Annotated in this window: 19 protein-coding genes; 11 read left to right on the top strand and 8 right to left on the bottom strand. The window is 71.9% G+C overall.

What is annotated here, in order from left to right; all coding sequences use genetic code 11:
* Positions 1–68: 68 nt before the first annotated feature.
* The gene (locus FXO23_RS31635; protein ID WP_158889216.1) at positions 69–1,088 is read left to right on the top strand and encodes a PDR/VanB family oxidoreductase; all 1,020 of its coding nucleotides are present in this window, start codon (positions 69–71) and stop codon (positions 1,086–1,088) included.
* On the opposite strand, the gene FXO23_RS51820 is transcribed toward FXO23_RS31635, so the two are convergent.
* Positions 1,085–1,585, bottom strand: a complete 501-nt coding sequence (locus tag FXO23_RS51820) for a hypothetical protein (RefSeq protein ID WP_246258134.1) — start codon at positions 1,583–1,585, stop codon at positions 1,085–1,087. The two genes, FXO23_RS31635 and FXO23_RS51820, sit on opposite strands and share 4 nt — an antisense overlap.
* Positions 1,586–1,680: 95 nt before the next feature.
* On the opposite strand from FXO23_RS51820, the gene FXO23_RS51815 reads away from it, so the two are divergent.
* Both FXO23_RS51815 and FXO23_RS51810 read left to right on the top strand, forming a co-directional pair.
* Positions 1,681–1,821 (top strand): hypothetical protein, encoded by a 141-nt coding sequence (locus FXO23_RS51815; RefSeq protein ID WP_246258133.1) that lies wholly within the window; start codon positions 1,681–1,683, stop codon positions 1,819–1,821.
* Between the two features lie 42 nt (positions 1,822–1,863).
* On the top strand, positions 1,864–2,376 hold the full coding sequence (locus FXO23_RS51810) for a hypothetical protein (RefSeq protein WP_246258131.1): 513 nt from the start codon (positions 1,864–1,866) through the stop codon (positions 2,374–2,376).
* Between the two features lie 324 nt (positions 2,377–2,700).
* Here FXO23_RS51810 and FXO23_RS31625 read toward each other — a convergent pair whose 3' ends face one another.
* Entirely contained in the window at positions 2,701–3,921 is a 1,221-nt protein-coding gene (locus FXO23_RS31625) for a lipase family protein (protein WP_158889154.1), read from the bottom strand.
* A 49-nt stretch (positions 3,922–3,970) separates the two neighbouring features.
* Between FXO23_RS31625 and FXO23_RS31620 the strand changes: the two genes are divergently transcribed.
* Entirely contained in the window at positions 3,971–4,651 is a 681-nt protein-coding gene (locus FXO23_RS31620) for a TetR/AcrR family transcriptional regulator (RefSeq protein ID WP_246258129.1), read from the top strand.
* Between the two features lie 23 nt (positions 4,652–4,674).
* Here the strand turns inward: FXO23_RS31620 and FXO23_RS31615 are convergent, their stop codons facing one another.
* Positions 4,675–6,999 carry a glycosyl hydrolase family 95 catalytic domain-containing protein gene (locus FXO23_RS31615; protein ID WP_158889152.1) on the bottom strand — a complete coding sequence of 775 codons (2,325 nt, stop codon included), beginning with the start codon at positions 6,997–6,999 and terminating at the stop codon, positions 4,675–4,677.
* 26 nt (positions 7,000–7,025) lie between these two features.
* Positions 7,026–9,329 (bottom strand): glycosyl hydrolase family 95 catalytic domain-containing protein, encoded by a 2,304-nt coding sequence (locus tag FXO23_RS31610; RefSeq protein ID WP_158889151.1) that lies wholly within the window; start codon positions 9,327–9,329, stop codon positions 7,026–7,028.
* Positions 9,330–9,596: 267 nt separating this feature from the next.
* On the opposite strand from FXO23_RS31610, the gene FXO23_RS31600 reads away from it, so the two are divergent.
* The gene (locus tag FXO23_RS31600; protein ID WP_246258127.1) at positions 9,597–10,769 is read left to right on the top strand and encodes an LppA family lipoprotein; all 1,173 of its coding nucleotides are present in this window, start codon (positions 9,597–9,599) and stop codon (positions 10,767–10,769) included.
* Between the two features lie 243 nt (positions 10,770–11,012).
* Here the strand turns inward: FXO23_RS31600 and FXO23_RS31595 are convergent, their stop codons facing one another.
* Complete coding sequence (locus tag FXO23_RS31595; RefSeq protein WP_158889150.1) at positions 11,013–12,659, bottom strand: ABC-F family ATP-binding cassette domain-containing protein; 1,647 nt, start codon at positions 12,657–12,659, stop codon at positions 11,013–11,015.
* A gap of 288 nt (positions 12,660–12,947) precedes the next feature.
* On the opposite strand from FXO23_RS31595, the gene FXO23_RS31590 reads away from it, so the two are divergent.
* The 4 genes from FXO23_RS31590 to FXO23_RS31575 are packed head-to-tail and all read left to right on the top strand — an operon-like array spanning position 12,948 to position 16,857.
* Positions 12,948–14,222, top strand: a complete 1,275-nt coding sequence (locus tag FXO23_RS31590) for an ROK family protein (protein ID WP_158889149.1) — start codon at positions 12,948–12,950, stop codon at positions 14,220–14,222.
* 52 nt (positions 14,223–14,274) lie between these two features.
* Entirely contained in the window at positions 14,275–14,874 is a 600-nt protein-coding gene (locus FXO23_RS31585) for a TetR/AcrR family transcriptional regulator (RefSeq protein ID WP_158889148.1), read from the top strand.
* Complete coding sequence (locus FXO23_RS31580; protein WP_158889147.1) at positions 14,874–16,163, top strand: cytochrome P450; 1,290 nt, start codon at positions 14,874–14,876, stop codon at positions 16,161–16,163. The genes FXO23_RS31585 and FXO23_RS31580 overlap by 1 nt, the downstream gene beginning before the upstream one ends.
* Positions 16,164–16,218: 55 nt before the next feature.
* Positions 16,219–16,857, top strand: coding sequence for a TetR/AcrR family transcriptional regulator (locus FXO23_RS31575; protein WP_158889146.1), 639 nt, complete (start codon positions 16,219–16,221; stop codon positions 16,855–16,857).
* Here FXO23_RS31575 and FXO23_RS31570 read toward each other — a convergent pair.
* On the bottom strand, positions 16,844–17,356 hold the full coding sequence (locus FXO23_RS31570; RefSeq protein ID WP_158889145.1) for a DUF1453 domain-containing protein: 513 nt from the start codon (positions 17,354–17,356) through the stop codon (positions 16,844–16,846). The genes FXO23_RS31575 and FXO23_RS31570 overlap by 14 nt on opposite strands.
* 176 nt (positions 17,357–17,532) lie before the next feature.
* Here FXO23_RS31570 and FXO23_RS31565 point away from each other — a divergent pair, with 176 nt between their 5' ends.
* Together FXO23_RS31565 and FXO23_RS31560 are read left to right on the top strand one after the other, a co-directional pair.
* Positions 17,533–18,666, top strand: coding sequence for a sensor histidine kinase (locus FXO23_RS31565; RefSeq protein ID WP_158889144.1), 1,134 nt, complete (start codon positions 17,533–17,535; stop codon positions 18,664–18,666).
* Positions 18,663–19,319, top strand: a complete 657-nt coding sequence (locus FXO23_RS31560) for a response regulator transcription factor (RefSeq protein WP_158889143.1) — start codon at positions 18,663–18,665, stop codon at positions 19,317–19,319. Before FXO23_RS31565 ends, FXO23_RS31560 begins: the two co-directional genes overlap by 4 nt.
* On the opposite strand, the gene FXO23_RS31555 is transcribed toward FXO23_RS31560, so the two are convergent.
* Together FXO23_RS31555 and FXO23_RS31550 are read right to left on the bottom strand one after the other, a co-directional pair.
* Positions 19,316–20,710, bottom strand: coding sequence for a M1 family metallopeptidase (locus tag FXO23_RS31555; protein WP_158889142.1), 1,395 nt, complete (start codon positions 20,708–20,710; stop codon positions 19,316–19,318). The genes FXO23_RS31560 and FXO23_RS31555 overlap by 4 nt on opposite strands.
* A complete protein-coding gene (locus tag FXO23_RS31550; RefSeq protein ID WP_246258125.1) occupies positions 20,707–24,588 on the bottom strand; it encodes a Pls/PosA family non-ribosomal peptide synthetase in 3,882 nt (1,293 codons plus the stop codon). Before FXO23_RS31550 ends, FXO23_RS31555 begins: the two co-directional genes overlap by 4 nt.
* Between the last annotated feature and the right edge of the window lie 63 nt (positions 24,589–24,651).

Below are 24,651 nucleotides of genomic sequence, written 5' to 3'. Positions count from 1 at the left end.
GAGCGGATGTGGTGACCGAACTGCCGCGGTTTCCCCAGGATCTGCGTGGCCGCCCGCATCCCGATCGGATGCTGCGCCCGCTGAGCGCGGCCATCGCCGCCTACGCGCGGATCAGCCGGTTCAGCGGGCGCAGACGGCCACCGGTCGCCGAGGTCGACCGCGACCTGCGACTGCGCATCGAAGAGGTGCGCGCCGAGGCCGAGGGCGTGGTGAGCCTCCGGCTCACCGCCCCGGAGGGCGGCCCCTTGCCCTTCTGGCGGCCCGGCGCGCACCTCGACCTCCGGCTGCCGTCGGGCCGGATCCGGCAGTATTCGCTGTGCGGCGACCCCGACGACCGGTTCGCCTACCGCGTCGCGGTGCGCCGGATCGCCGACGGCGGCGGGGGTTCGCGCGAGGTGCACGACACCCTCTGGGCCGGAATGCTGCTGACCGTGCGGGGTCCGCGCAACGCCTTCCCGTTCGTGCGGTGCGAGTCCTACCTGTTCATCGCCGGTGGCATCGGGATCACGCCGATCCTGCCGATGGTGCGCCGCGCCGCCGCCCGGGGTGACGACTGGCGCCTGGTGTACACCGGCCGGGACCTCGGCTCGATGCCGTTCCGCGCGGAACTCGCCGAACTGGACCCGGACCGGATCTGGATCCGGCCGGACACCGAATACGGCATCCCGGCCTCCGGCGCCGAACTCCTCGAAGGCGTCCGTCCGGGCGCGACGGTGTACTGCTGCGGGCCGATCCCGATGATCACCAGCGTCCGGGTCGACCTCCCGGCGAGCGGGGCGAAGGCGGTCCACTTCGAACGGTTCTCCGCGCCGCCGATCGTGGACGGCAAACCGTTCCGGATCGCACTGCACCGCAGCGGCCGCATCCTGGACGTGCCCGCGGACCGGTCCGCGCTCGAGGTGGTACGCGAGGCGCTGCCGGACGTCGCGTACTCGTGCCGGCAGGGGTTCTGCCGCACCTGCAAGGTCCGCGTGCTGTCCGGCGAGGTCGAGCACCGCGACGGCGCGCTGACCGGCACCGAACGCGCCGACACCATGCTCATCTGCGTTTCCCGGTCCCGCGGCGGCACGGTGACCCTCGACCTCTAACCGTCCACAACGGACACCAGCGCGGACAGGTCGACCGCCTCCCGGGCGAGGCTGAACCCGTCCGGCGGCACCCCCTTGGGCGAGTTGAGCCAGCTTCCCCGTCCCCGGGGCCGCGAGCTGGCGTCCCCGCCGACGAGCAGCGAGACGTAGCAGCCGTAGTCGATCGCGAACCCGTCGTAGAGGGTGCCCGGGCTCTTCCGGTCCACGATGCCGCGGCGCAGCACGTGCAGCAGCCGCGCGTCGTAGAGCTCCTCGATCATCGCGTGCCGCGCGCCGGCCAGCTGGTCGAGCAGGAAGGTCCGGGAATGGCGCTTGCCGACCACCTCGTCGACCAGGCCCTTCAGCAGCCTGCGCGCGGGCTCGTCGGCGCTGATCGCGGCCTGTTTGTCGCGCAGGTACCAGTCCCGGGCGGCGAGCCGCACGTCCCGCAGCGCGATCGGTTCGTCGTGGGCGTGCTGCGCGGCCAGGGCCGCGATGTTGATCGCGTCGCGCGGCACCCCCTCGGCCGCCCGGACCAGTTCCGGGAAGGCGCTCGGGCGGAAGGACCTCCTCGACGAAGCTGTGCGCGTCCGGCGGCGGATCGGGGATCATCGTGGCCAGCCGGGTGTGGGCGTGGTTGTGGAAGAGCCGGCCGAAGAACTCCTGCGCGCGGGTCCGGGCGTCGTCGAAGATCATGGCGTCGTCGAGGCTCACCGCCGACGCGGCGTCCGCACCGACCTCGATGCCCACCTGATCCCCGCCGGGCAGCGGCTGGCGGAACCGCGACCGGCGTTCGATGGCTCCGATCTTGACGGTGATCCCCGGGGTCGGCAGCACGCTGCGGCGCAGCAGATCGGCCAGCAGCGGCTGCAGATCCAGCGGAACGCTGCTCCACTCGTCCAGCAGCAGCCACAGGCGCGCGGTGCCGAACGCCCGGACCACACCGCGCAGCGCCCGCCCGAGCGGGCCGAAGACCACGTGGTGCCGCTCGGTCCCGGTGCGGCGCAACCGGCTCTCCGCGGTCGCCGACCGGCGGTGGCCCAGCGTCACCTTCGCTTGCGGCGACACGGCCAGTTCGGCACCGCTCGAGGACTCCGTCGAGCCGCCGAGCGTGACCTCCTGCTCGACCTCCCCGACGACCTGCACCACGGTCGCCGATTCGGCCAGCGCGTCCAGCGCGGGCAGCAGCCGCTCGTTGCCGAATTCGCGGTCGATGGCCACCACGAGGAGTTCCTCGTGGATCGCCTCCAGGGTGTCCACCAGCAGGTGGGTGCCGCGCACCGCGGGGCTGAGCGAGTTGTCCGCGTAGATTCCCCCGGCCGAGCCGATGGTGCGCAGATCGAGGTAGACCGCGATATCGCCGGTGTGATCGACCAGATCACTCAGATGCAGCAACGCGTGGGTCTTACCGGCGCCCCGCCGCCCGTAGATGATCTGGTGGTCCGTCGAATGCAGCATCGCGGAAAACGATCCCGCGGCCACGAACGTTTTGCTGAGGGTGGCCCGATCGGTGCTTTCCGCTCGGCGCGGAATACGCATCAGGGCCTGATTGAGATGTTGCTGCCGGCCGACTCCCATTCATTTCAGCCTGCCGCCTCCGTGCGGCGGCCGACAGCCGCCGCACGGGTGGCGATCACGTGCAGTTGCTCGGCGCCGGTTTTCCGGACAACCGATCGTTCAGGTAGGCCATGGCCCCCGGAGCGCCGGTCACCGCGACACTGCCGTGTTCCCCGATTTCTTTCCGGTACTGCACTGGAACGCCCTGCGAGCAGTACTTCGCCACCAGCCGGTCCACCGGTTCGGCGAAGGTCAGCTCGTCGAAAACGCCCTGGTAGTAGTAGATCGGAGCGCCCGGGCGGAACCGGCCCATGGTGTTCTCGGCGATCACCTTCTTGACCGCCGGGACGTCCAGCAGTTCGGGCACCGTGACGAACTCGCTCATCTTCCGGAACGCGTGCGACACCGCGAACTGGGCGATGCAGGTCCGGCCGACCTCCTCGAACGCCTTCTTGCCCGCCTCGTTGAGCAGGGTGCTCGTGTCGATCTCGGGATAAGCCCGGGACAGGCCGATCGCGGCGCCGAGATAGATTCCGGACAACGGGCCGCCGTCGATCCGGCGGGCCACGTAGTCGATGTCGGCCGGAACCCCGCCCGCGGCCACCCCGGCGAACTTCAGTTCCGGCGCGTAGTCCGGCTGCAGTTCGTTGGCCCAGGAACTGGCCAGCGCGCCGCCGGAGTAGCCCCAGAGCGCGGTCGGCGTCGCCGGGCCGTTGAGCCCGGCGGGCGGGAAGTTCTGCGCGGCCCGGATCCCGTCCAGCACCCCGTGGCCGCTGTTGATCGCGGCGGCCCACTGCGATTCGGGGCCCTCGTAGTCCGCGGTCACCACGGTGTACCCGGCCAGCAGCAACGGCCCCATGAGCCCGAGTTCGGCCGCCGGCACGTTCAGCCCGGTGGCCAGCGAGTAGGACGGCGCGCAGTCGGTGGTGAGCCCGTCCTGCGCGGTCTGGTACGAGACCAGTTTGCGGCCACCGGCCGGGGCCTCGCCGAGCGGCTGCATGATCGTCGCGACGTTCGCGATCGGTTTCCCGTGGGTATCGGTGGAGCGGTACTTCACTTGCCACGCTTGGAATGGAAGCGGAATCGCGAGGGCCCGCACGGTGCTCTTCCGCGAGTCCAGGATGGTGCCGGGCGCGACGTCCGGGAACGGGCTCGGCTGGGCGTAGAACGGATCGTCCCGGGGATTGGGCGGCAGGCCGTCGGCCGCGGCGATGGGCTGAGCGAGGCCGATCACCCCCGCCACCGCGAGCGCCGCGGCGGCGAGAACGGACACAGCACGCCGTCGTGCTGAGAACATGGCTCCTCCAACTCGATACCGTCAGGTATGTAGGTTATTTCCTTACCAGGTGACGCGCATCACGGTCAAGGTTCAGGCGGTAGCGTTGCCGTTCGTGTCACCCGAACCACCACCGGGACGCCGCCGCCCGACGCGCGCGCAGACCCGCCGCCAGGTGCTCGACGCCGCGGCCGCCGTCTTCGCCGAGCGCGGGATCGGCGCGACCTCGATCAACGACATCGCCGCCGAAGCCGGGCTGACCAAGGGTGCGATCTACTCGAGCTTCGACAGCAAGGACGAGCTCGTCCTGGCGATCATGGAAGAGCACCTGGTCGACCGGATGCGCGACGCCACCGCGGCGTTCGACGAGCTGACCGACCTGGACGCGGCCACCCAGGAAGCCGGAATCCGCCTGATCCAGGCGGTGCACACGGACGCGACGTGGCACCGGCTGTTCCTCGAGTACTGGGGGCTGGCGATGCACGACGAGAAGGTGCACGCCGGGCTGGCCGAGCGGCGCGCGCGGCTGCGGGAGGCCATCGCCGGGGCGATCCGGCGGGCCGCCGAAGCCCGCCGGTTCAGGTTGCCGCTGCCCGCCGAGCAGCTCGCGGTCGCCATGCTCGCGCTGTCCAACGGGCTGGCCGTGGAAAGCGGTATCGATCCGGACGCCGTGCCGTCCACCCTCTTCGGCGATGTCCTCGCCCTGCTCCTCGGCAACCGCCCGCGCTCGGCTTCCGGTTCTTCCGGCTAGACGAATCCCTAGTCTTCAGGTCGTCAGGGCAGACCCCACGGCGCGGAGTCGGCCAGCGGGGGCACCGGGGTCACGTGCGGATCCGGCCGTTCGCCCGTGCGGTGCACCACGGCCTCTTCGCCGCGCCGGAGATCGATCTGGACGTCCCCGTTCGGCAGCCTGCGCCAGCGCAGGTCGCGGCCGCGCGGATCGCGGACGGTCAGCTCGCCGTCGATTCCCGGCCGCAGCACGCACGGCGCGCCCGCCTCGCTGCACACCCGCACCCAGTTCGTCCGGCCGCCCCGGCGCGCGGCGGTCAGCAGGAACGCGCCCTGGGTCCGGAAATCCCGCACCACGGCGTCCGGCCAGCTCGCGGGCACGGCCGGGAACACCCGGATCACCCCGCCCCAGCTCTGGCACAGCATGTCGTGCAGGGATTGTGCGGCGGACAGCGGTGTTTCGATGACCGGACCCGACTCCTGGTACATCGTGTTCGGCTGGATGAAACGCCGCTGCAGTTCGCCGAGGTAGAACTCCGCCCGGTCCCCGCGCAGCATCTGCGCCGACATCGACGCGGCGCCGGTGAACGTGTACCCCTGCAGCGCGCCTTCGAAGCCGACCCAGTGGTTGAGCGAGGTTTCGATGATCCGGCGGTGCTCGGGCCGTTCCCAGGTGATCTCGTAGAGCGGGTAGATCTGCAGCAGGTGCGAGTAGTGCCGGTGTGATTTGGCGAACGGCACGCCCGCGCCGATCATGTACCCGTTCGCGTCGACCGGGTAGCCGGTGAGTTTCGCCAGCACTTCGCGCCACCGCGGGGCGAGCGGATCGTCGATCCGCAGCAGTTCCGCCGAGTCCAGCAACGTGCGGCAACCCCAGCGCAGCAGCGCGAGATCGTAGGTGCAGTCCGGCGCGTTCACCCCGTACTCGGGCGAGAACGTGAACGGCAGGTGCAGCCGCCCGTCCGCGCCCGGGGTGAGGAAGTGCAGGTAGTAGTTGATCGCCCCGCGCAGCAATCCGAACACCACGTCCCGCAGGATGCGCGCGTCCATGGTGTGCCGGTAGGACAGCCAGACGTTGTGCAGCGCCCAGGTCAGGTTGCCGACCTCCGGCGTCGGGTTCTCCTTCCCCGGGATGCCGACCGCGTAACCCGCGGTGCCGGTGCCCGCCCCGTTGAGCAACGTCATGTCCGTGGTGCGCGGAATGCCGTAGGAATCGGCGCGGTAGGGCTGGGCCACCTGATCGCGCAGGTTCCGCCGGAAGCGGTCCAGCGCGTAGGTGACCGCGTCCAGTTCCAGGTGGTTGGACCCGTGGATCAACCAGTACTCCAGCTGCACGTTCAGGTTCCACCAGGTCGCCGGCCACGGTGTCGGTTCGAGCCAGGGGCCGGAGGTCGCCATGACCGGCGCCTCCCGGCGGGCCGCGGCGGCCACCTTGTACAGCTGGATCCAGTAGAAGGCCTGCAGCCTGCGGTCCGGAATGGACAGAAAGCTCCGCCGGTAGTAGGCGTGCCACCAGCGCCGGTGCTCGAACGCCAGGACGTCCCACGGCAGCGCCGCGGCGCGTACCGCGCGCAGCGCCGCGCGGGCGGCGGTCCGTTCCGGATGGGACCACGCGACCGCGGCGTGCAGCGTGCGCCGGGAACCCCGGGTCGCCTCGCGCCACGCGGTGACATGTTCCCCGCCGGCGAGCAACGGCTGCACCGCGATCCGGCAGTCCCCGGCGGATTCCATGGTGGCGGGCGGGTTGGCGACGTACCCGGTGGGCGGCGGCTTGCCGAAGCGCGGATCGGTGCGGGGGCTGACGGCCTCGGCCGGGTGGAAGGCCCAGCGGAAGTCCCGCTCCCCCGCGCTCGGCCACACCTCGACCGCGAGCACCGACTGTCCACTGTGGATCATCGCGCGCAGTTCGAGGCTGCCCGCGGCGGTGGTGACGGTGCCGGAGAGCTCGGCGTTCCACAGGTCCATCCGCCAGTCGATCCCGGTGATCGCGCCGACCGGTTCGAGCGTGAAGTAGCCGATCGGCAGCCGGGCCAGCCCGAACAGGGAACCGAACTCCGGCCGGTGGTCCTGCACCTGGCTGTGCTGCACGTTGAACCGGATCGCGTTGGCGTCCGGTTCGGCGTAGATGCCGGACCCGAGGAAACCGTTGCCCAGGAACGGTCCCTCGTACCAGGTCTTCGGCATCCGCCGCCAGAGCAGATCGGACAACCCGAGGAAAGCCGCCCAGTCCTGGTCGACCCGCAGCGCGTCCGCGATGGCGGCCTCCTCGGCGAGCGCCGTTCCGGGCGCGATCATTCCGGGCGCCGCCATCCCGGCCGCGAGCCCGGCGAGCGCCCCACCCAGCACGGTTCTGCGGTTGAGTTCGGTCATGTCCCACTCCCGTGTCTCGTGGTGGTTCAGCCGGGCAGTCCCCAGGCGGGCGCGGAACCGTTCGCCGGGACGTTCCGCGGCACCAGCTCGGGCCGTCGTCCCCGCCGGGTGACCACGGCGGTCTCGCCGCGGCCGAGCCGCACCGCGATCGTGCGCGGGCCGCGCTCCTGCCAGCGCAACCGGCGGCCGTGCTCGTCGCGGACCTCGATCTCACCGGCGATGCCGTGCTCGAGCACGAGCGGTTCACCCGCGGCGCTGTGCACGCGAACCCATTCGGTGGCACCGCCGGTCCGGGACGCGTCCACCAGGAACGCTCCTTCGGTGCGCAGGTTCGCGATCGAGGCGTCCCGCCAGGTCCGCGAAACCGACGGGAACACCTTCAGCACCCCGGCGGCGCCCTGCACGACCATGTCGAGCACCGACTGGGCGGCGGCCAGCGGGCTCTCGATCGCGAAGTTCGCGCCCTCCCGGTACATCGTGTTCGGGGTCAGCTGGCAGTTGTCGGCGATGTTGCCGTCGAGGAAGAACTTCAGCTGTGCCAAGGATTCCTCGGGCGAGCCCATTACCGACAGCATCGAGGACGCGGCGGCGAAGCTGTACCCGTGCCAGCGGTCGCGGCGGCTCGCCCAGTGGCCGAAGCTGCGCCGCATGAGGTCGCGGTCCGCCGGACGGTCCCACAGCTTTTCCCGCAACGGGTAGAGCCACAGCAGGTGCGAGAAGTGCCGGTGCGACTCGGCCAGCGGCACGCCGTCCCCGATGAGCACGCCGGTGGCGTCCTGGTGGTACGGCACGAGCCGGGCGAGGATGTCCCGCCAGGCGGGCACCCGGGGATCGTCGCGGCGCAACCGGTAGGCCGCGTCGAGCAACGTCGAGCAGGCCCACCGGATCAGGGAAAGGTCGTAGGTGCAGTCGGGGGCGTCGGCGTACTCCGGGGACCGGGTCAGCGGCAGGTGCAGCCTGCCGTCGGTGCCCGGGGTGAGGAACTGCCGGTAGAAGTTCACCGCCTTGGCCAGAACCGGGTACAGCACGTCCCGCAGGACCCGGTCGTCCATCCCGTGCCGGTAGGCGAGCCACACGTTGTGCAATCCCCAGAGCAGGTTGCCGGTCTGATCGGTCTTCGACGCGGTGCCCGGCACCCCCACGGTCCGGGTGCCGCCGGGGCGCAGCCGCCAGTCACCGGGATGCGAGAGCGCGTAGGTTTCGCCGTCCCGGTACGCCTCGGGCACCGAGAGCGCGAGGTTCTCGTGGTCCCGGCGGAAGGTGGCGGTCACCGCGTCGAGCTCCGGGTGGTTGGCGCCGTTGATGAGCGGGTAGGCGACCTGCACGTTGAGGTTCCACCACACCGCGGTCCAGCTGTTGCCGACCTCGGGGAACCACGGCCCCCATTCGGACACGACCGGCGCGTCCGCCCGGGTCGCCGCCGCGATCTTGTACAGCTGGATCCAGTAGAAGCGTTGCACCGCCTTGTCCGGCACCGAAACCAGGCTGCGCTGGTAGAACCGGTTCCACCAGCGCCGATGCCCGGCGACCAGGTGGTCGAGGTCCGCCGCCAGCGCTCGCCGGACGGCACGCACGGCGTCCGGGGTCGAGGTCCGGTCCGGGAATCCGTAGGCCACGGTCGCGGCGAGCAGCCGCCTGCTCCCGTCCCGGCGTTCCCGCCAGGCGGTGGTGTACCCGCCCCCGGCCAGCAGGGGTTGTTCGGCGTAGTTCACCCCGTCCGCGAGGCCCAGAGCGGGATCGGGATTGGCCACGTAGTCCGGCGGCTTGCGAATGGTCCGGGTGGTCGCCGAGGGCAGCGGCTGGAAACTCCACGCCGCCGGCTCCTCCCCCGCACCCGGAATCGTGGAGACCAGCAGGACGCCGCTGTCGTTGTGCACGAGCGCCGAGAACGCGACGCTGCCCTGGCTGGTGGTGATCGTGCCGGACAGTTCCGCGTTCCACAGGTCGAGCCACCAGTCGACCGCGGTGACCTCGCCCGCCAGGTTCAGCGTGAGGTAGCCGATGGGCAGCCGGGACAGCCCGATGCCCGCCTCCCACTGCACGCGCTGGTCCTGCACCTGGGAATGGCTGAGCATGAACTTCACCGACCGCGCGGTGTCGCCCCGGTAGACCTGCACGCCGAGCAGCCCGTTGGCGAGGAACGGACCGTCCTGCCAACTCACCGGCAAGCGCTTCCACAGCATGCGCGCGTCGGCCACGAGGTCGCGATGAACACCGTGCCCGGCCGGCTCGGCGGTTGCCGGGGCCGCCGCCCACAACCCGCCGGTGGCCGCCGCCCCCGCCGCGACCGAGGCGCCCTTGAGCACGACCCTCCTGGACACCTCGGGCATCGTCGCCTCCACGATTCATACTATGTTTCGCCCCGCCATCGTCATCGACGTCGAGCATGTTCGCAGATAGAACCCGATCTGGGCCATAGCTTTCACTCGCACAGCCGTACAGACATCCGATGTCTCTGGTCCGGTGTGCCACCCGTGCCGTTCCGTTCCGGGCCCCTGCTCGGCCGGGTGAGAGATCCGGTTTTCGCTGTTCGGGGAACATGCGTCGGGAACGCGGCGTCTCATGGTGCGTTCGATCGCCCACGGGAGGTGGGAAACGTGAGCGAGTACGAAGCCCAGATCGCCGCCCTGCGCCACGCCGCGAACGCCGCTCGTTCGGCCGGTGAGCAGGTGTCCGGTGTGGACCTCGCCGGGGCCATCGCCGAAGCGGGCACCGCGCTGCCCGGCGCCCAGACCGCGCGGTCCTTCACCACCCTGGGCAACGCGTGGCGCGGCGACCTCGCCTGCGCCCTGGCCGTCGCGTTGACCGGCTGCGGCTCCGGCGAACCGAAGGGGGACGCGATGAACGCCCAGTTCGCCGAGCTGAGGAAACGACCCGACATCGAGCAGGCCGAATCGGCCTACCAGGGCATGCTCACCGAGATCCGCGACCGGCTCGTCCGCGAAGTCGGCATCGCCGCCTGGCAACCCCCGGGAGAACCGGTCAGCGCGTCCGGATACGTCGGGGATCTCTCGGCGATCGGCCGCGACGGCGAGATCCGCCGTTACAGCTCCGGCATCTCACCGGGCAATCTGCCGGACGCCGAATGGGCCCGGGCCGTCGCGCTGGTGCGGGAAACCGCGCAGCGGCAAGGATTCGGCGAGCCCGCGGTGGTCGGCGACCGGCCCGGCGACCACGAGGTGTCCTTCCCGCACCCCTCCTGCACGGAACTGCTGTTCGGCACCGCGGCCAACACCACCCTGAGCCTCAGCACCGGCTGCCACCTCACCGCCGAAGCGCACCGCCGCCGCTCCGCTTCCCGAACGGTTCCGCGGCACGCACTCGGCGAGAATCCCGGTGAGCACCTGTCGTGGGACGAGGGCACCGCGCTGGCTGCCGTGGTCGAGTTCGTCCCTGATCCGATGTGGACTCACCCGGCACCGCCGCACCGCCTCGGTCAGCAGCGCGGACACCGGTGCGAAGTCCCGCATCCGGCGGCACGCGTCGAGCAGCGACCGGTGCAGCGGCGTCAGCGGCAGCCCGCCCCGGAAGACCGGCGCCGGAAGCCGAGTGGTCCGTTCCACGACCACGTAGTCCAAGGTGTTCACCTTGCGGGCATGCGGAATGAGCACATGCACCGTCGCGTCGTCCTCGGGCAGTTCGGTGAGCCCTTGGCGACGGCAGGATTCGACGCCGGTCACCACCGCACCCGGACCGGCGTACACCAGGGCGGCCTGCACGAGTTGCCGCCTGGTCGGCGGGCCGTTGGTGAGCAGCACGACGCCCGGTAGGGGGCGCTGCCAGGGACCGCCACGCGCGCAACGGCGATATGCGGTGCGCGGCGATATCCCGAGCCGGGACAGGGCGGCCACGCTGATCGCCCCGTCCCGGCTCGCGTTGTACAAGGTTTCGGGCTCCGCGGCCCGGCTCGCGACTTTCATGACTTCATCGTGGCCGTCGCGACACCAGGCCGGAAGCTCCGGTTTTCGAACCTGTGGACAACCGGTCCCCTGTGGACAAGTCGGCCGGTTCACTCACCCCGCCAAGGAAAGTTCCGGCCAGTCCGCCAGATCCGAGCGCAGTTGCCGGTCGTGGGCGGCCACGACGACCGCCACCGGGGTGTGCCGGATCGCCTCGGTCAACTCGTCGACCAGGGTGCTGGACAGGTGGTTCGTCGGTTCGTCGAGCAGCAGCACATGCGGAGCGCGCAACACCGCGAGTGCCAGGGAAAGCCGGCGCCGCTGCCCGGTGGACAGCCGGCCGACCGGGCGGTTCCGGTCCGCCGCCGACAGCAAACCCAGCTCTCCCAACCGAACCACCTTCCCGGCGGGCAGCCCGCCGTGCAGCACCAGCCGATCGGCGACCGAGGAATACACCTCGTCCGGAGTCCGGCCGGGATCGGCGAATTCCGATTCCTGGCCCAGCAGTTCGACCCGCGCGGACTTCGCTCGCCACACCGACCCCGCAGACGGTTCGAGAGAACCGGACAACGTCTCGAGCAGCGTCGACTTCCCGGCCCCGTTCGGCCCGGTGACCAGCAACCGGTCCCCCGCGGACAACGCGACCGCCGCGCGCAGCTCGAGCCGCCCGGGAACGACGACCTCCGCGGCGGTCAGCACCGCCCCGGCACCGGAGCCCGGCAGATCCGGACAGGAGAACCGCAACGGCTCCGGCGGCCGCGGCACCCGGCGGGCGGTCAGCTCCGCCTGCCGCCGCTGGACGCTGTGCAGCCGGCCCGGCGCGCGCGTCGCGCGGCCGTGCTTGTTCGTTCCCTTGTCCGGCCGCCACTTCGAGATCAACCGGTTCTCCGCGGCCCGCAGGTCGTGCGCCAGCTGCTCGAGCTCGGCGGTTTCGGCGGCGTAGCGCTGTTCCCAGCGCACCCGTTCGGCCGCCTTCGCCTGCTTGTAGGCCGAGTAGCCGCCGCCGTACACCGTCGGCGTCCCGTCGGCGTTCGGATCCAGGTCCAGCAACGCGGTGCAGACCTCGTCGAGCAGCATCCGGTCGTGGCTGACCAGCACCACCACGCCGGGATGTGCGCGCAGGCTTTCGGTCAGGTACGCCAGCCCCGCCGCGTCGAGGTGGTTGGTCGGCTCGTCGAGCAGCAGCACGTCGACGCGTTCGGCGAGCACGCACGCGAGCCGCACCCGGTAACGCTGTCCCACCGACAGCTCGGCCAGTGGCCGCTCCCGGTCGCCGGGTGCGCCCAGTCCGGCCAGCGCCAGGTCGGCACGCCGTTCGGCGTCCCACGCCTCCAGCCGTTCCGCCCGGGCCAGCGCGTCGGCGAACCGTTCGTCCGCACCGGGCTCGCCGTCGGTGAGCGCCTGGGTGGCGGCGTCCAGTTCGGCCAGTGCCGTGCGGGCTCCGGCCAGGGCGACCGCCAGCAGGGACGCGATCGTGTCCGCCGGCCCGAACGGGAGTTCCTGACCGGCGACCGCGAGCGAACCGTGCCGGGTGACCGTGCCCGAGTCCGGTTCGACCGCGCCGGAGAGCAGGGCCAGCAGGGTGGTTTTCCCGCTCCCGTTCTCGCCGACCACGCCGAGCCGCTGCCCCGCGCTGACGGTCAGCGAGACCTCGGACAGGACCGGCCGGGATTCGTACGTCTTGCTCACCGACTCGGCCGCCAGATGCGCGCGCTGCCCTTCCTCGGCAGCGTCGAGTAGGTCAGTTTTGGTGCGTAGCAACAGTTTCTCCGATTCTGGGTACTTCGGCGCGCACCCGGCGAGAGCGGACTCGCGGGCGCGCCGAAACCGCCGGGGTCACCGGCAGTACAAAGTGGACGACGAAGGAAGCGGTGCGCGGCGCGGGCGGCGAAGGGCCCGCCGAACCTCAGCGCACGAAGCTCGTCGGCAGAATCAGAGATAGAACTGGTAAGCCATGACGCACATGGTAGCTATCGGGGCAGCCGTTTTCATCCCCTTTGCGATCGAGGACACCCGACGGGCGACCAGCGCATGCTGGAAGATGAGCGAATGCAGACCGTCGCAGCCGACCAGGTGGACAGCCTCGCCACCGTGCTCGACCTCGTGCGCTCGGGTATCGCCCGGACCAAACCGGAGATCGGCCGCCGGGCGGGACTCGGCCGGACCGTCGTGACCCAGCGGATCGCCCAGCTGACCGAATGCGGGCTGCTGGAGGACGGCGACCTCGGGCCGTCCAGCGGCGGGCGGGCGCCCCGGGAACTCCGCTTCCGCGCCCGGGCCGGAGTGGTGCTCGCCGCGGAACTGGGCGCGACGAGCATCGGCGTCGGGATCACCGATCTGTCCGGCCGGGTGCTCGCGCAACACGAGGAGCCCGCCGACATCGGGCTCGGCCCGGAGAGCGTGCTCGGCCACGTGGAGGAACTCTTCGACCGGTTGCTCGCCGAGGTCGATCCGGCCCCGATCTGGGGAGCCGGGATCGGGCTGCCCGGTCCGGTCGAGTTCGCCACCGGACGCCCGAGCGCGCCGCCGATCATGCCCGGCTGGGACGGCTATCCGGTGCGCGACCGGTTCGCCGCGCGCTTCGACGCCCCGGTCTGGGTGGACAACGAGGTCAACGCCATGGCCCTCGGCGAGTTGCGCGCCGGATCGGCGAAGGGGCAGGACGACATCCTGTACATCAAGATCGGCACCGGGATCGGCGCCGGGCTGGTCTCCGGCGGCCGGTTGCACCGCGGCAGCCAGGGCTGCGCCGGGGACATCGGCCACGCCGCCGTCGCCGACGATCCGGTCGTCGTGTGCCGGTGCGGGAACACCGGGTGCCTGGAGGCGTTCGCCGGGGGCGCCGCGCTGGCCCGCGACGGGCTCGCTGCGGCCGCCGACGGCCGCAGCGAGTTCCTCGCCCGCCTGCGCGAATCGAAGGGCACGATCACCGCGGCCGACATCTCGGCGGCGGCGCAGCACGGCGATCGGACCGCGGTCGAACTGCTCACCCAGGCCGGGCGGTTGATCGGCCGCCTGCTCGCGACGCTGGTGAGCTTCTACAACCCGGCCCTGGTGATCATCGGTGGCGGTGTCTCCGGCGCCGGTGACCTGCTGCTGGCCGCACTGCGGGAAACGGTCTACCGGCGCTCGCTGCCGCTGGCCACCCGGGAACTGCGGATCGCCCGTTCGACGCTGTCCGACCAGGCCGGGCTGGTCGGCGCCGCCTTCATGGTCATCGACGAGCTGTTCACCCCGGCGCGGCTGGCGCACTGGGTCGGCTCCGGGGCTCCGGCCGGTCAGCCCGCCCTGGTCGACATCCCGCCGCGCCCGACCTTTTCCTGAGCGCCTTCGAGAAAGGTGGCGACCAGGCCGTCACCTATGTACCGTTGCGAACATGAGTGTTCACTTGCGGCGTGCGACGATCACTCGCGAACGGCCGTCTACGCTCGATATCGCCGCCGAGGTGCTGGTCGCCAATCCCACCGCGTCGCTCGCCCAGGTCGCCGAGGCCGCGGGCATCGGCCGGACCACCCTGCACAAGCACTACCCCACCCGGCAGGACCTGCTCGTCGCCGTGGCGCACGATTCGCTGGACCGCGTGGAGAACGCCATCGCCGAGGCGAAGCTGGACACTCCTGGCGAGTCCACAGTGGACGGACTGCGCAGGCTGGTGGAGGCGCTGGTGCCACTCGGCCCCCGGCTCGCCTTCCTCTTCCGGCAGCCGTCCCTGGACGACGAGCCCGAGATCGCCGCGCGCGCCGAACGCCTCGACGAACCGGTCGCCGCGTTCGCGCTGCGCGCGCAGCAGGAGCAGGTGCTGCGCGCCGGGGTGTCCGCCTGGTGGATCACCTCGACCCTGTACGCGCTGGTCTACGCCGCCTGGGAAGGCGTGGCACTGGGGAAACTCGCTCCGGCGGACGCCCCGCGAATCGCCCTCGACACCACCCTCGCCGGACTCGGATTCCGGGATCTCACGGGACAAGGAGGACAGTGATGACACTGCTCGAGAGCGCGCGGCTCGTCGCGCGCATCAGCGTCGAACGGGTCGTGGGGCGACTGCTCGCCTTCACCGGCGACGAATTCGCGCGGCTGGGCACCGCGCAGTGGCAACGCGATCCGTACCCGCTGTACGCGCGGCTGCGCGCCGGTGAGCCGTGGTACCGCAGCCGGACCGGGGTCCTCGTCGCGTCGCGCTTCGGGCTGTGCAACGACGTGCTGCGCGACCGCAGGCTCGGAGTGCGAACCTCCGCGGGCGCGGAGCCACCCGGATTCGACCCGATCTTCGACGCCCGCGACGGCGACATCGTGCCCTCGTTCCTGGAACTCGACCCGCCGGACCACACGCGGCTGCGCACGCTGGCCCGGCCCGCCTTCGGCCCGCGCCGGATCAACGGCTACCAGGCCACCATCGAACGCATCGCCCACGAGCTGCTCGACCGGGCGACGGCCCGGGGCGAGTTCGATCTGATGTCCGATTTCGCGAGCCCGCTGCCGATCGCGGTGATCACCACCCTGCTCGGCATCCCGGACGCCGACGCGGACCGGTTCGCCCGGTACGGCCGGATCGTCGGGGCGTCCCTGGACGGAATCGGCTCGTTGCGGCAGGCCAACGCGTTGAGCCGGGCGACCGCGGAACTGTACGAGCTGTTCGGACGGCTGATCGAGCAGCGCCGCGCCGATCCGGGCGAGGACGTGATCAGCCAGCTGGCGGCGGCCAACGCCGAGGACAAGCTGACCGTTCCGGAACTGCTGGCGACCTGCGAACTGCTGCTCATCGCGGGGTTCGAGACCACGGTGAACCTGATCGGGAACGCGATGCACGCGCTGTTCGCCCACCCCGGCCAGTGGGAGCGGCTGTGCGCGGAGCCCGAACTCGCCGGGAAGGCCGCGGAGGAGACGCTGCGCTACGACTCGCCGGTGCAGCTGACCGTCCGGATCCCCCACGAGGAGCTGGAACTCGGCGGCCGCCGCATCGCGAAGGACCGGCCGCTCATCCTGCTGCTCGGTTCGACCGGACGCGACGAGCGCGTCTACTCCCGGCCGGACGAATTCGACATCACCCGGGATCCCGGCCGGGAACACCTGGCCTTCTCCAGCGGCATCCACTACTGCCTGGGCGCGCCGCTCGCCCGCCTGGAAGCGACCGTCGCCCTGCGGGCCCTCGCCGAACGGCTGCCCGGGTTGCGGCCGACCGGGAGCGCGCAGTGGCGGAAGACCACGGTGATCCGCGGGCTGTCCCGGTTCCCGGTCCGGGTCACGCCCTCCGCGGTCGCGGTCGGGTGAGCCAAACGGCGGCCGACGGTCCACCTCCCCGGTCGCCGTGGCCTAATCTGGAGTGGTGTCCCCCAGTGAACAACCCGCGCGTCGCGTTTACGGCGGCCGTTCCGCGGCCGACCGCCGCGCGGAACGCCGGGAACGCCTGCTCGCGGCCGGACTGGACCTGTTCGGCAACGACGGCTACGCGGCGAGCTCGATAGAAAAGCTGTGCGCCACGGCGTCGGTTTCCACGCGCAACTTCTACGAGGAGTTCGCCAGCCGCGAGGCGCTGCTGATGGCGCTGCACGACAAGATCATCGAGCAGGCGGTGACCGCGGTGGCCGAGGCGCTCGCCGACACCGCGGACGAATCGTTGCCGGTGCGCATCGAACGCGCGGTGCGCGCCTACATCACCACCACCGCGAAGGACCCCCGCTGGGCGCGACTGTCCTATGTGGAAGTCATCGGGGTCAGCGACGCGGTGGAGCAGCATCGGCTCGCCTGGCGTGCGCGCTGGGTGGAAATGCTGGTCGCGGAGGCGAAACGCGCGGTCGCCCGGGGCGAAGCCACCGACCGGGACTTCTTCCTCGGTGCGGTCGCCCTGATCGGCGCGGTGAACGAACTCGTCTACCACTGGTCGATCGGCGGCTACCGGCTCCCGCTCGACGACGTGATCGCCGAGGTCGTGCGGCTCGCCTCCGCGGTGGTCAGCCAACCGTGACCGGGGTCGGGGTCCGGGCCACCCGCACATACACCCCGATGTTGCGGCACAGGATCATCGCCATGGCCATCAGGACGAAGAAGGCGGCCACCGCGTTCGCTTCGATCCGGTTCTCCATCAGGAACCGGCCGACGTCCTCGCCGAACCAGGTCACGTGCTCCAGCGCCCACAGGAAGAGCAGGCGCCCGCCCAGGACCACCAGCCAGATGAGCAGGTAGGGCGCTCCCGCACGGGTGTACGCGCGCCCGGTCTCCCGGTCGCGTTCGACGGCCAGGGTGGCCAGCAAGCCACCGCCGACGGCCAGCCCGAGCGCGGTCCCGATGCCCGCGGTCCAGAGGTTCGGCGCGGTGAACGTGAGATCGGCGAGGAACGACCAGGCGAAGTAACCCACGAGTCCGAGCGACGGCAGCATCCGCAGCAGGCTCACCTTGTGCCGCCCGATCTGGGTGAGCAGGACGTAGGCGAGCAGGGCGGCGGACAGGATCAGGGCGTCTTGCATCGGGTCTCCCCCAAGGCTTCGTCGAACCGGACGAGGAAAAGCTAGGTTCCGGGGACGCTTCCGGGCGTCGGTCCGGCGGCCGATCGCGGGTGGAAACCGGGATGAGCGGGCAGCCTCCACCCGTGATCCACCCCCGGGCGGATGCGGGCCGCACGGTGGCCTGGCACGCTGCAGCCGTGCCCTCCCTGTTGCTGACCAGGCCCACCTTCTACGTGGTGGTTCGCGGCCTGGTGCTCGCGGGCACGCTGATCACCCTGTTCACCGCCGGTTACCTGCCCGGGGACGGCCTGGTGTGGGCGCTGTTCGCCGCCGGTGCGCTGGGCGTCACCGCACATTCGCTGCCCGGGGTGCCGGGCTGGGCGATGTTCGGTGGCCTGCTGCTCGCCTCGGCGGTGTCCGGGGTGCTGGTGGTGGTCGCCTCGGCTTCCCTGGCCATCGCGCTCTGCGGTGAGGTCGCCTTCTCGGCCGGGATGCTCTTCGGGGTGCGGCGCTCGGGGGTTGCGGTGGCCGCCGGGCTGCTGGCCATGGTGGTCACCGATCTGTCGAGCGACCGGATCGCGGTCAACGCCTTCGGCATCGCGGGCGCCTTCGTCGGGCTCTGGCTCTCCGGAGTGACCCGGCGGCAGTTCCTGCAGCGAGCCGAGCAGGCCGAACTGCTGCTCGCCGAAACCCGCCGGGCGACCGAGGCGACCGCGGCCGCGGCGGCACTGGCCGAACGGGCCCGGATCGCCCGGGAAATCCACGACATCCAGGCGCATTCGCTGTCCGCGCTGTCGTTGCAGCTGGAGGCGGCCGGGGCGCTGCTGCAGACCCCGGACCTGCCACGGGAACACCCCGCCCTGGCCAAGATCGCCGGTTGCGTCGACCGCGCGGGACGGCTGGCCCGGGAGGGACTCACCGAGACCAGCCGCGCCGTCCGGGCCCTGCGCGAGGACTCGGTGTCCCTGCCCGAACTGCTCGAGTCCCTTGTGGACGAACCGGCCGTGGTCCTGCGGGTGCGGGGCGTGCACCGGGACCTCCCGCCGGGCGCGGGCCTCACCCTGTACCGCGCGGTCCAGGAAGCCCTGACGAACGCCCGCAAGCACGCACCGGGCGCTCCGGTGACGATCGAACTGGACTACGGCGACACCGAGGTCGGCGCGACGGTCACCAACCCGGCGCCGCCCGCCGGCGCCCCGCGACCGCTGACCGGAACCGGGGCGGGGTACGGGCTGACCGGCGTCGCCGAGCGCGCCGAACTGGCCGGGGGTACGCTCGCGGCCGGGCCGGAAGCCGGAGGCTGGCGGATGTCGGTGAGAATTCCGGCATGAACGACATCCGGGTGGTGGTGGCCGACGACCAGTCCGCGGTGCGGGAAGGGCTCGCGCTGCTGATCGAGGCGCTGCCGGGCATCACGGTGGCCGGCCAGGCGGCGGACGGGCTCGCCGCGGTCGAGCAGGTCGCGGCCACCGGGCCGGAGGTCGTGCTGATGGATCTCGCGATGCCCCGGTGCGACGGGGTCACCGCGACCGCGCGGATTCGCGCGGAGCATCCGGACACCCAGGTGGTCGTGCTCAGCACGTACGCCGACGACGATTCGATCCTGCGCGCGCTGGACGCGGGCGCGCTGGGCTACCTCACCAAATCCGCCACCCGCGACGAGATCGGCCGGGCCGTCCACGCCGCCGCGGCGGGCCAGGCCGTGCTGGCTCCGGAGGTCCAGCGCAGGCTCGTGGACAGCGCGCTGCGGGCCACGCGGAGTCCCGCACCCGAGGACCGGGCGGACGAGCTGACCGCGCGGGAGACCGACGTGCTCCGCCTGCTCGCGGCCGGGCGGGCGAACCGGGAGATCGCCCGCGAGCTGTTCGTCAGCGAGGCGACGGTGAAAACCCACATCAACCGGATCTACGCCAAGACCGGCAGCCGCGACCGCGCGCAGGCGATCCGGTACGCCTACGCGAACGGATACGCCACCGTCCCCTAGATCCCGGGCAGCGCGGTGCGGGTCAGCCAGGCGGCGAAGAGTTCTTCGAGCGAGCGGTGGGCCTTCGACTCGGCCAGTGCGACGAACGCCTCGGTGGTCACCGTGCCGTGCCGGTGCTCGCTCGCCCACGCCCGCAACAGCTCGAAGAACGCCTGGTCGCCCAGTTCGCGCCGCAGGGCGTGCAGGGTCAGCGCGCCGCGCTTGTACACCTGTTCGTCGAACATCCGGTCCACGCCGGGATCGGCGATCCGCAGATCGTTCGGACCCGCGGCCAGGTGGGCGTGCCACTGCCGGGCGTGCGCCGCCGCGGAAGCGCCCCCGATCGCCTCGGACCACAGCCATTCCGCGTAGGTGGCGAACCCCTCGTTGAGCCAGATGTGCCGCCAGTCGGCCACGGTGAGGCTGTTGCCGAACCACTGGTGGGCCAGTTCGTGCACGGCGAGCCGCTCGTGCGTGCGCCGCCCGTCGACGTGGTTGGCGCCGAAGACCGACAGGCCCTGCGCCTCGATCGGATCGTCCAGCTCGTCGTCGGTCACCACGACGACGTATTCGCCGAACGGGTACGGCCCGAAGAATCCGCGCAGGACGTCCATCATCCGGGACTGGCGGCCGAAGTCGTGGGCGAACGCCTCGCGCAACCGGCCCGGCACCGCGGCCCGCTGCGGCACGGCCGCGGCGACCTCCGCGACCTGGCTACCGCGTCCTAATTGGACGCTCAGCAGGTACGAATCCCGCTTGCCGGAACCGACTAGCTCGATCTCCTCGTACCGTCCGATGTGGACACCCATGAGATAGGTCGAGGTGGGCTCCGGCCGCTCGAAGACCCAGGTCGTGGTGCTCGCACTCTGCCGCCGCGACACCAGGTTCCCGGTCACCAGCACGGCGTACGGCGAGGACGTGGACACCGACACCCGGTAGGACGCCTTGTCCGCCGGATGGTCGTTGCACGGGAACCAGGACGGCGCGCCGACCGGCTGGCTGGCGACCAGGGAACCGTCGGTCAGCTCGTCCCAGCCGATGTCGCCCCACCGCCCGGAGATCGGCCGCGGGTTGCCCACGTACCGGACCTCCACCCGGAACTCGGCGCCCGCCGCGATCGACCGGGCTGGTTTGACGTGCAGTTTCGCCGGGCGCTGGGTGAACTTCGCGGGCTGCCCGTCGACCAGGACCCGGCCGATCTTGAACCCGGCCAGGTCCAGGCTCAGCCGGGACAGCGCCTGGGTGGCCACGGCGCTGATGACCGCGTGGCCGGACAGCCGGTTCGGGCCGATGCGGTAGTCGAGGTCGAGGTCGTAGTGCGTGACGCGGTAGCCGCCGTTGCCGTGCGCGGGGAGGTAGGAGTCACCGGAGGTGTCCGCGCCCGGGGCGGGTGGGGATACCTTCGGACTCAACCCCGGCCGCTCCTGTTCCACGCCGCGATCGGGTTGCCCAGCCAGCGGGAATCCGCCGGAACCGCGTCGCCCCGGGTGACCAGGGAGCCCGGTCCGACCGTGGTGCGCGCGCCGATGCTCGCGCCCGGCAGCACGATCCCGTGCGGCCCGAGCGTCGCGCCCTCGTCCAGTACGACCTCGCTCATGCTCATGATCCGATCATGGAACAGGTGGGTTTGCACCACGCAGCCGCGATTGATCGTCGAACCGTCACCAAGTCGTACCAGATCCGCTTCCGGCAGCCAGTAGGTCTCCAGCCACACCCCGCGCCCGATCTTCGCGCCCATCGAGCGCAGCCACAGCGGCAGCAGCGGCGTGCCGCCGAGCGAACCGACCAGCCACGGCACCGCGAGCACCTCGACGAACGTGTCGGCGAGTTCGTTGCGCCAGACGAACGAACTCCACAACGGGTGCTCGACCTCGCGGAACCGGCCGACCAGCGACCACTTCATCGCCGTCGCGATCCCCGCGGCGACGGCGCCCGCCGCGAGCAGGACGAGCCCGGACAGCAGCGCGGCCGGCCACAGCCCGGCGGCGGCGCGCAGGGCGGCCAGCGCGGCGAACACCAGCACCGCGAGCGCGGCGCCGCACATCACCGGCAGGATCCGGCACAGCTCGACGGCCGCACGCGCCAGTTTGAGGCGGCGCGGCGGGTTGAACGTGCGGCTGCTGTCCCCCGCCTCGACCGCGCGGCGCAGCGGCATCGGCGGCATGCCCAGGTAGGACGAGCCCTTCTTGGCCTTGCGCGGCGTCGACGAGAGCACGCCGACCAGGCCGCGCTTGGGCACCGCACGACCGGGTGCGGTCATCCCGGAGTTGCCCAGGAACGCCTGCTTGCCGACCCGGGCCGGGGCGACGTGCAGCCAGCCGTGGCCCAGTTCGTAGGTGGCGACCATGGTGTCGTCGGCGAGGAACGCGCCATCGTCCACCTGCGTCATCTTGGGCAGCGCGAGCACGGTGGACGCCTCGACCCCGCGGCCCACCTTCGCGCCGAGCAGGCGCAGCCAGACCGGGGTGAACAGGCTGGCGTACAACGGGAAGAGCCCTTCCCGGGCCATGCCCATCAGCCGCTCGGTGGCCCAGACCCGCCAGGCGGTCCGCCCGTGCACCGGGTGGTAGCCCTCGTGCATGCCGATGCTCAGCGCGCGCACCCCGGCCAGTACGAGCAGTGCGTAACTCACGAAGTAGACGACCGTGGCGAGCGGGACGAACGCGAGCGCGCTGCCGAGCGCGGCGCCCAGGGTCGGCGTACCGGCGATCGCCGCGCCCACGACGAGCACGCCGGGGATCGCGGCGAAGGCGGGCAGCAGGCCGAGCAGGACCGAGGTCAGGCCGTAGACGGCCGACCAGAACCGGGACCGCGGCGGGCGGCTCGACGGCCATTTCAACGCGTCCTTGCCGCTGCGGGCGGCGGGCGAACCGGCCCACCGCTGCCCCGAGGGCACCGCGCCCCGCACGGTGGACCCGGCCGCGATCTCGGCGCCCTTGCCGATCCGCGCGCCGGGGAAGAGCGTGCTGCGCGCCCCGATCCGGGCGTCCGCGCCGATGCGGATCTTGCCGATGTGCACCAGATCGCCGTCGACCCAGTGGCCGGAAAGCTCGACCTCGGGCTCCACCGCGGCGCCCCGGGCGACCTTGAGGAACCCGGTCACCGGCGGCGGCGAGTGCAGATCGACGTCCTTGCCCACCTTCGCGCCGAGCGCCTTGGCGTAGTGCGTCATCCAGGACGCGCCGGAGACGCTGGTCGCGCCGCTGAACTCGGCGAGTTGCTCGGCGGCCCACAGTCGCATGTGGACGCTCCCACCGCGTGCGTAGCTGCCCGGCCGGATCCCGCGCAGCAGCAGCCGCGCGCCGGTCGCGGAGAGCGCGATCCGCCCGGCGGGGCTGAACAGCACCAGCCAGGCCGCGCCGAGCCACCACCAGGAAACGGTCGGCGCCCAGGCCACTCCGGCCAGGGTGAGCACGTTGGACAGCGCGGCGAACACGGTCGTCCAGCGCAGGCCGACCAGGGTCATCAGCGGCACCATCAGCAGGCTCTGGAGCACCCCCGCCCGGCGCGGCGTCGGCGCGATCTCCCGCCGCTTGGTCTCCTGGCCGTCCAGCGCGTCCAGGTGCGACGCGAGCGCGCCGAGCTTCGGGTACTGGTAGATGTCCGCGACCGAGACCTGCGGGTGCCGGGTGCGGATGCGGGCGATCAGCTGCGCCGCGGTGAGGCTGCCGCCGCCGTGCGTGAAGAAGTCGGCCTTCGGATCGGTGACCGAGACGCCGAGGATTTCCGCCCAGCCTTCGGCCAGCCAGGACTCGGTCTCGGTCAGGTCCACCCCGCTTGTGTCCACTGTGGACAGCGGCCAGGGCAGGGCGTCGCGGTCGACCTTGCCGGAGGTGCGGGTGGGCAGGTCGTCGACGACCGCGAGCAGCGGCACCAGCGCGGCGGGCAGTTGCTCGCGCAGGCGGGCCGCGGCGTCGTCGTGGTCGAACCCGTCCAGGGCTACCACGTATCCGACGAGCACCTGGTTACCGGCCTTGGTCTTGCGGATCGCCGCCGCGGCCCCGGCCACCTTGGGCAGCGCCTGCAGGGCGGCGTCGACCTCGCCGAGTTCGATCCGGCGGCCGCCGAGCTTGATCTGCTCGTCGGCGCGGCCGAGGAACAGCAGGCCCTCGGGTTCCGCGCGGACCAGATCGCCGCTGCGGTAGGCACGCTGCCAGCCGAGCGCGGGCAGTGGCGCGAACTTCTCGGCGTCCTTGGCGGGGTCGAGGTAGCGGGCCAGCCCGGCGCCGCCGATGACCAGCTCGCCGGACTCCCCCATGGCGACCGGTTCGCCGCGCTCGTCGACCACGGCGAGCTGCCAGCCCGCGAGCGGCAGGCCGATCCGCACCGGCTCCTCGCCGGTGAGCTGGGCCGCGCAGGCGACCACGGTGGCCTCGGTCGGGCCGTAGGTGTTCCAGACCTCGCGCCCCTCGACGGCGACGCGTTCGGCCAGTTCGGGCGGGCAGGCTTCGCCGCCGAAGATCAGCAGGCGGACGTCCTCGAGCGCGTCGGCGGGCCACAGGGCGGCCAGCGTCGGCACGGTGGAGACGACGGTGATCCGCTGGGCGACCAGCCAGGGGCCGAGGTCGACCCCGGTGCGGACCAGCGAGCGCGGGGCGGGGACCAGGCAGGCGCCGTGCCGCCAGGCGAGCCACATCTCCTCGCAGGAGGCGTCGAAGGCCACCGAGAGTCCCGCCAGCACGCGGTCCCCCGGGCCGATCGGCTCCTCGGTGAGGAACAGGCGGGCCTCGGCGTCCACGAACGCGGCGGCCGCGGAATGGGTAACCGCGACGCCCTTCGGTTTACCGGTGGAACCGGAGGTGAAGATGATCCAGGCGTCGTCCTGCGGGCCGGGCTCGCGGCCGGGCTGCCCACCGGCGGGGCCGCGCGGGATGAGCGCGCCGCCGTCGCCGAGCACCGCGCAGACCCCGGCCTCGCCGAAGACCAGGTCGGCGCGTTCGTCGGGGTCGTCCGCGTCGACCGGGACGTAGGCGGCGCCGGCGGCGAGCACGGCGAGGATCGCGACGTACAGCTCGGCGGTCCCGGAGGAGATCCGGACGCCGACCCGGTCGCCGGCGCCGATCCCGTGCCCGGCCAGCCGGGCGCGCAGGGCGTCGACCTCCTCGGTGAGGCGGCGGTAGGTCAGCACGGCGTCGCCATCGTCGATCGCGGCGGCGTTCGGATGGGTGGCCGCGGTCTCGGCGAGGATGTCGAGCAGGGTCCGCTCGCTGGCGGCGAGGCCGGACCAGAAGAGGGCGCGCTCGGTTACCGGCGCTTCGACCTCGGCCGGGCGCTCGTCCAGAACGGTCACCAGGACCGCCCTTGGGCGGGGAACAAAACGGACAGCGTGGAACCTGGCGCAGGCGTCCAGCCC

The sequence above is a fragment of the Amycolatopsis anabasis genome (assembly GCF_009765355.1).
GTDB lineage: Bacteria > Actinomycetota > Actinomycetes > Mycobacteriales > Pseudonocardiaceae > Amycolatopsis > Amycolatopsis anabasis.
Note: the sequence above shows the minus strand (reverse complement) of the source record. Positions and strands in the feature narration are given on the sequence as shown.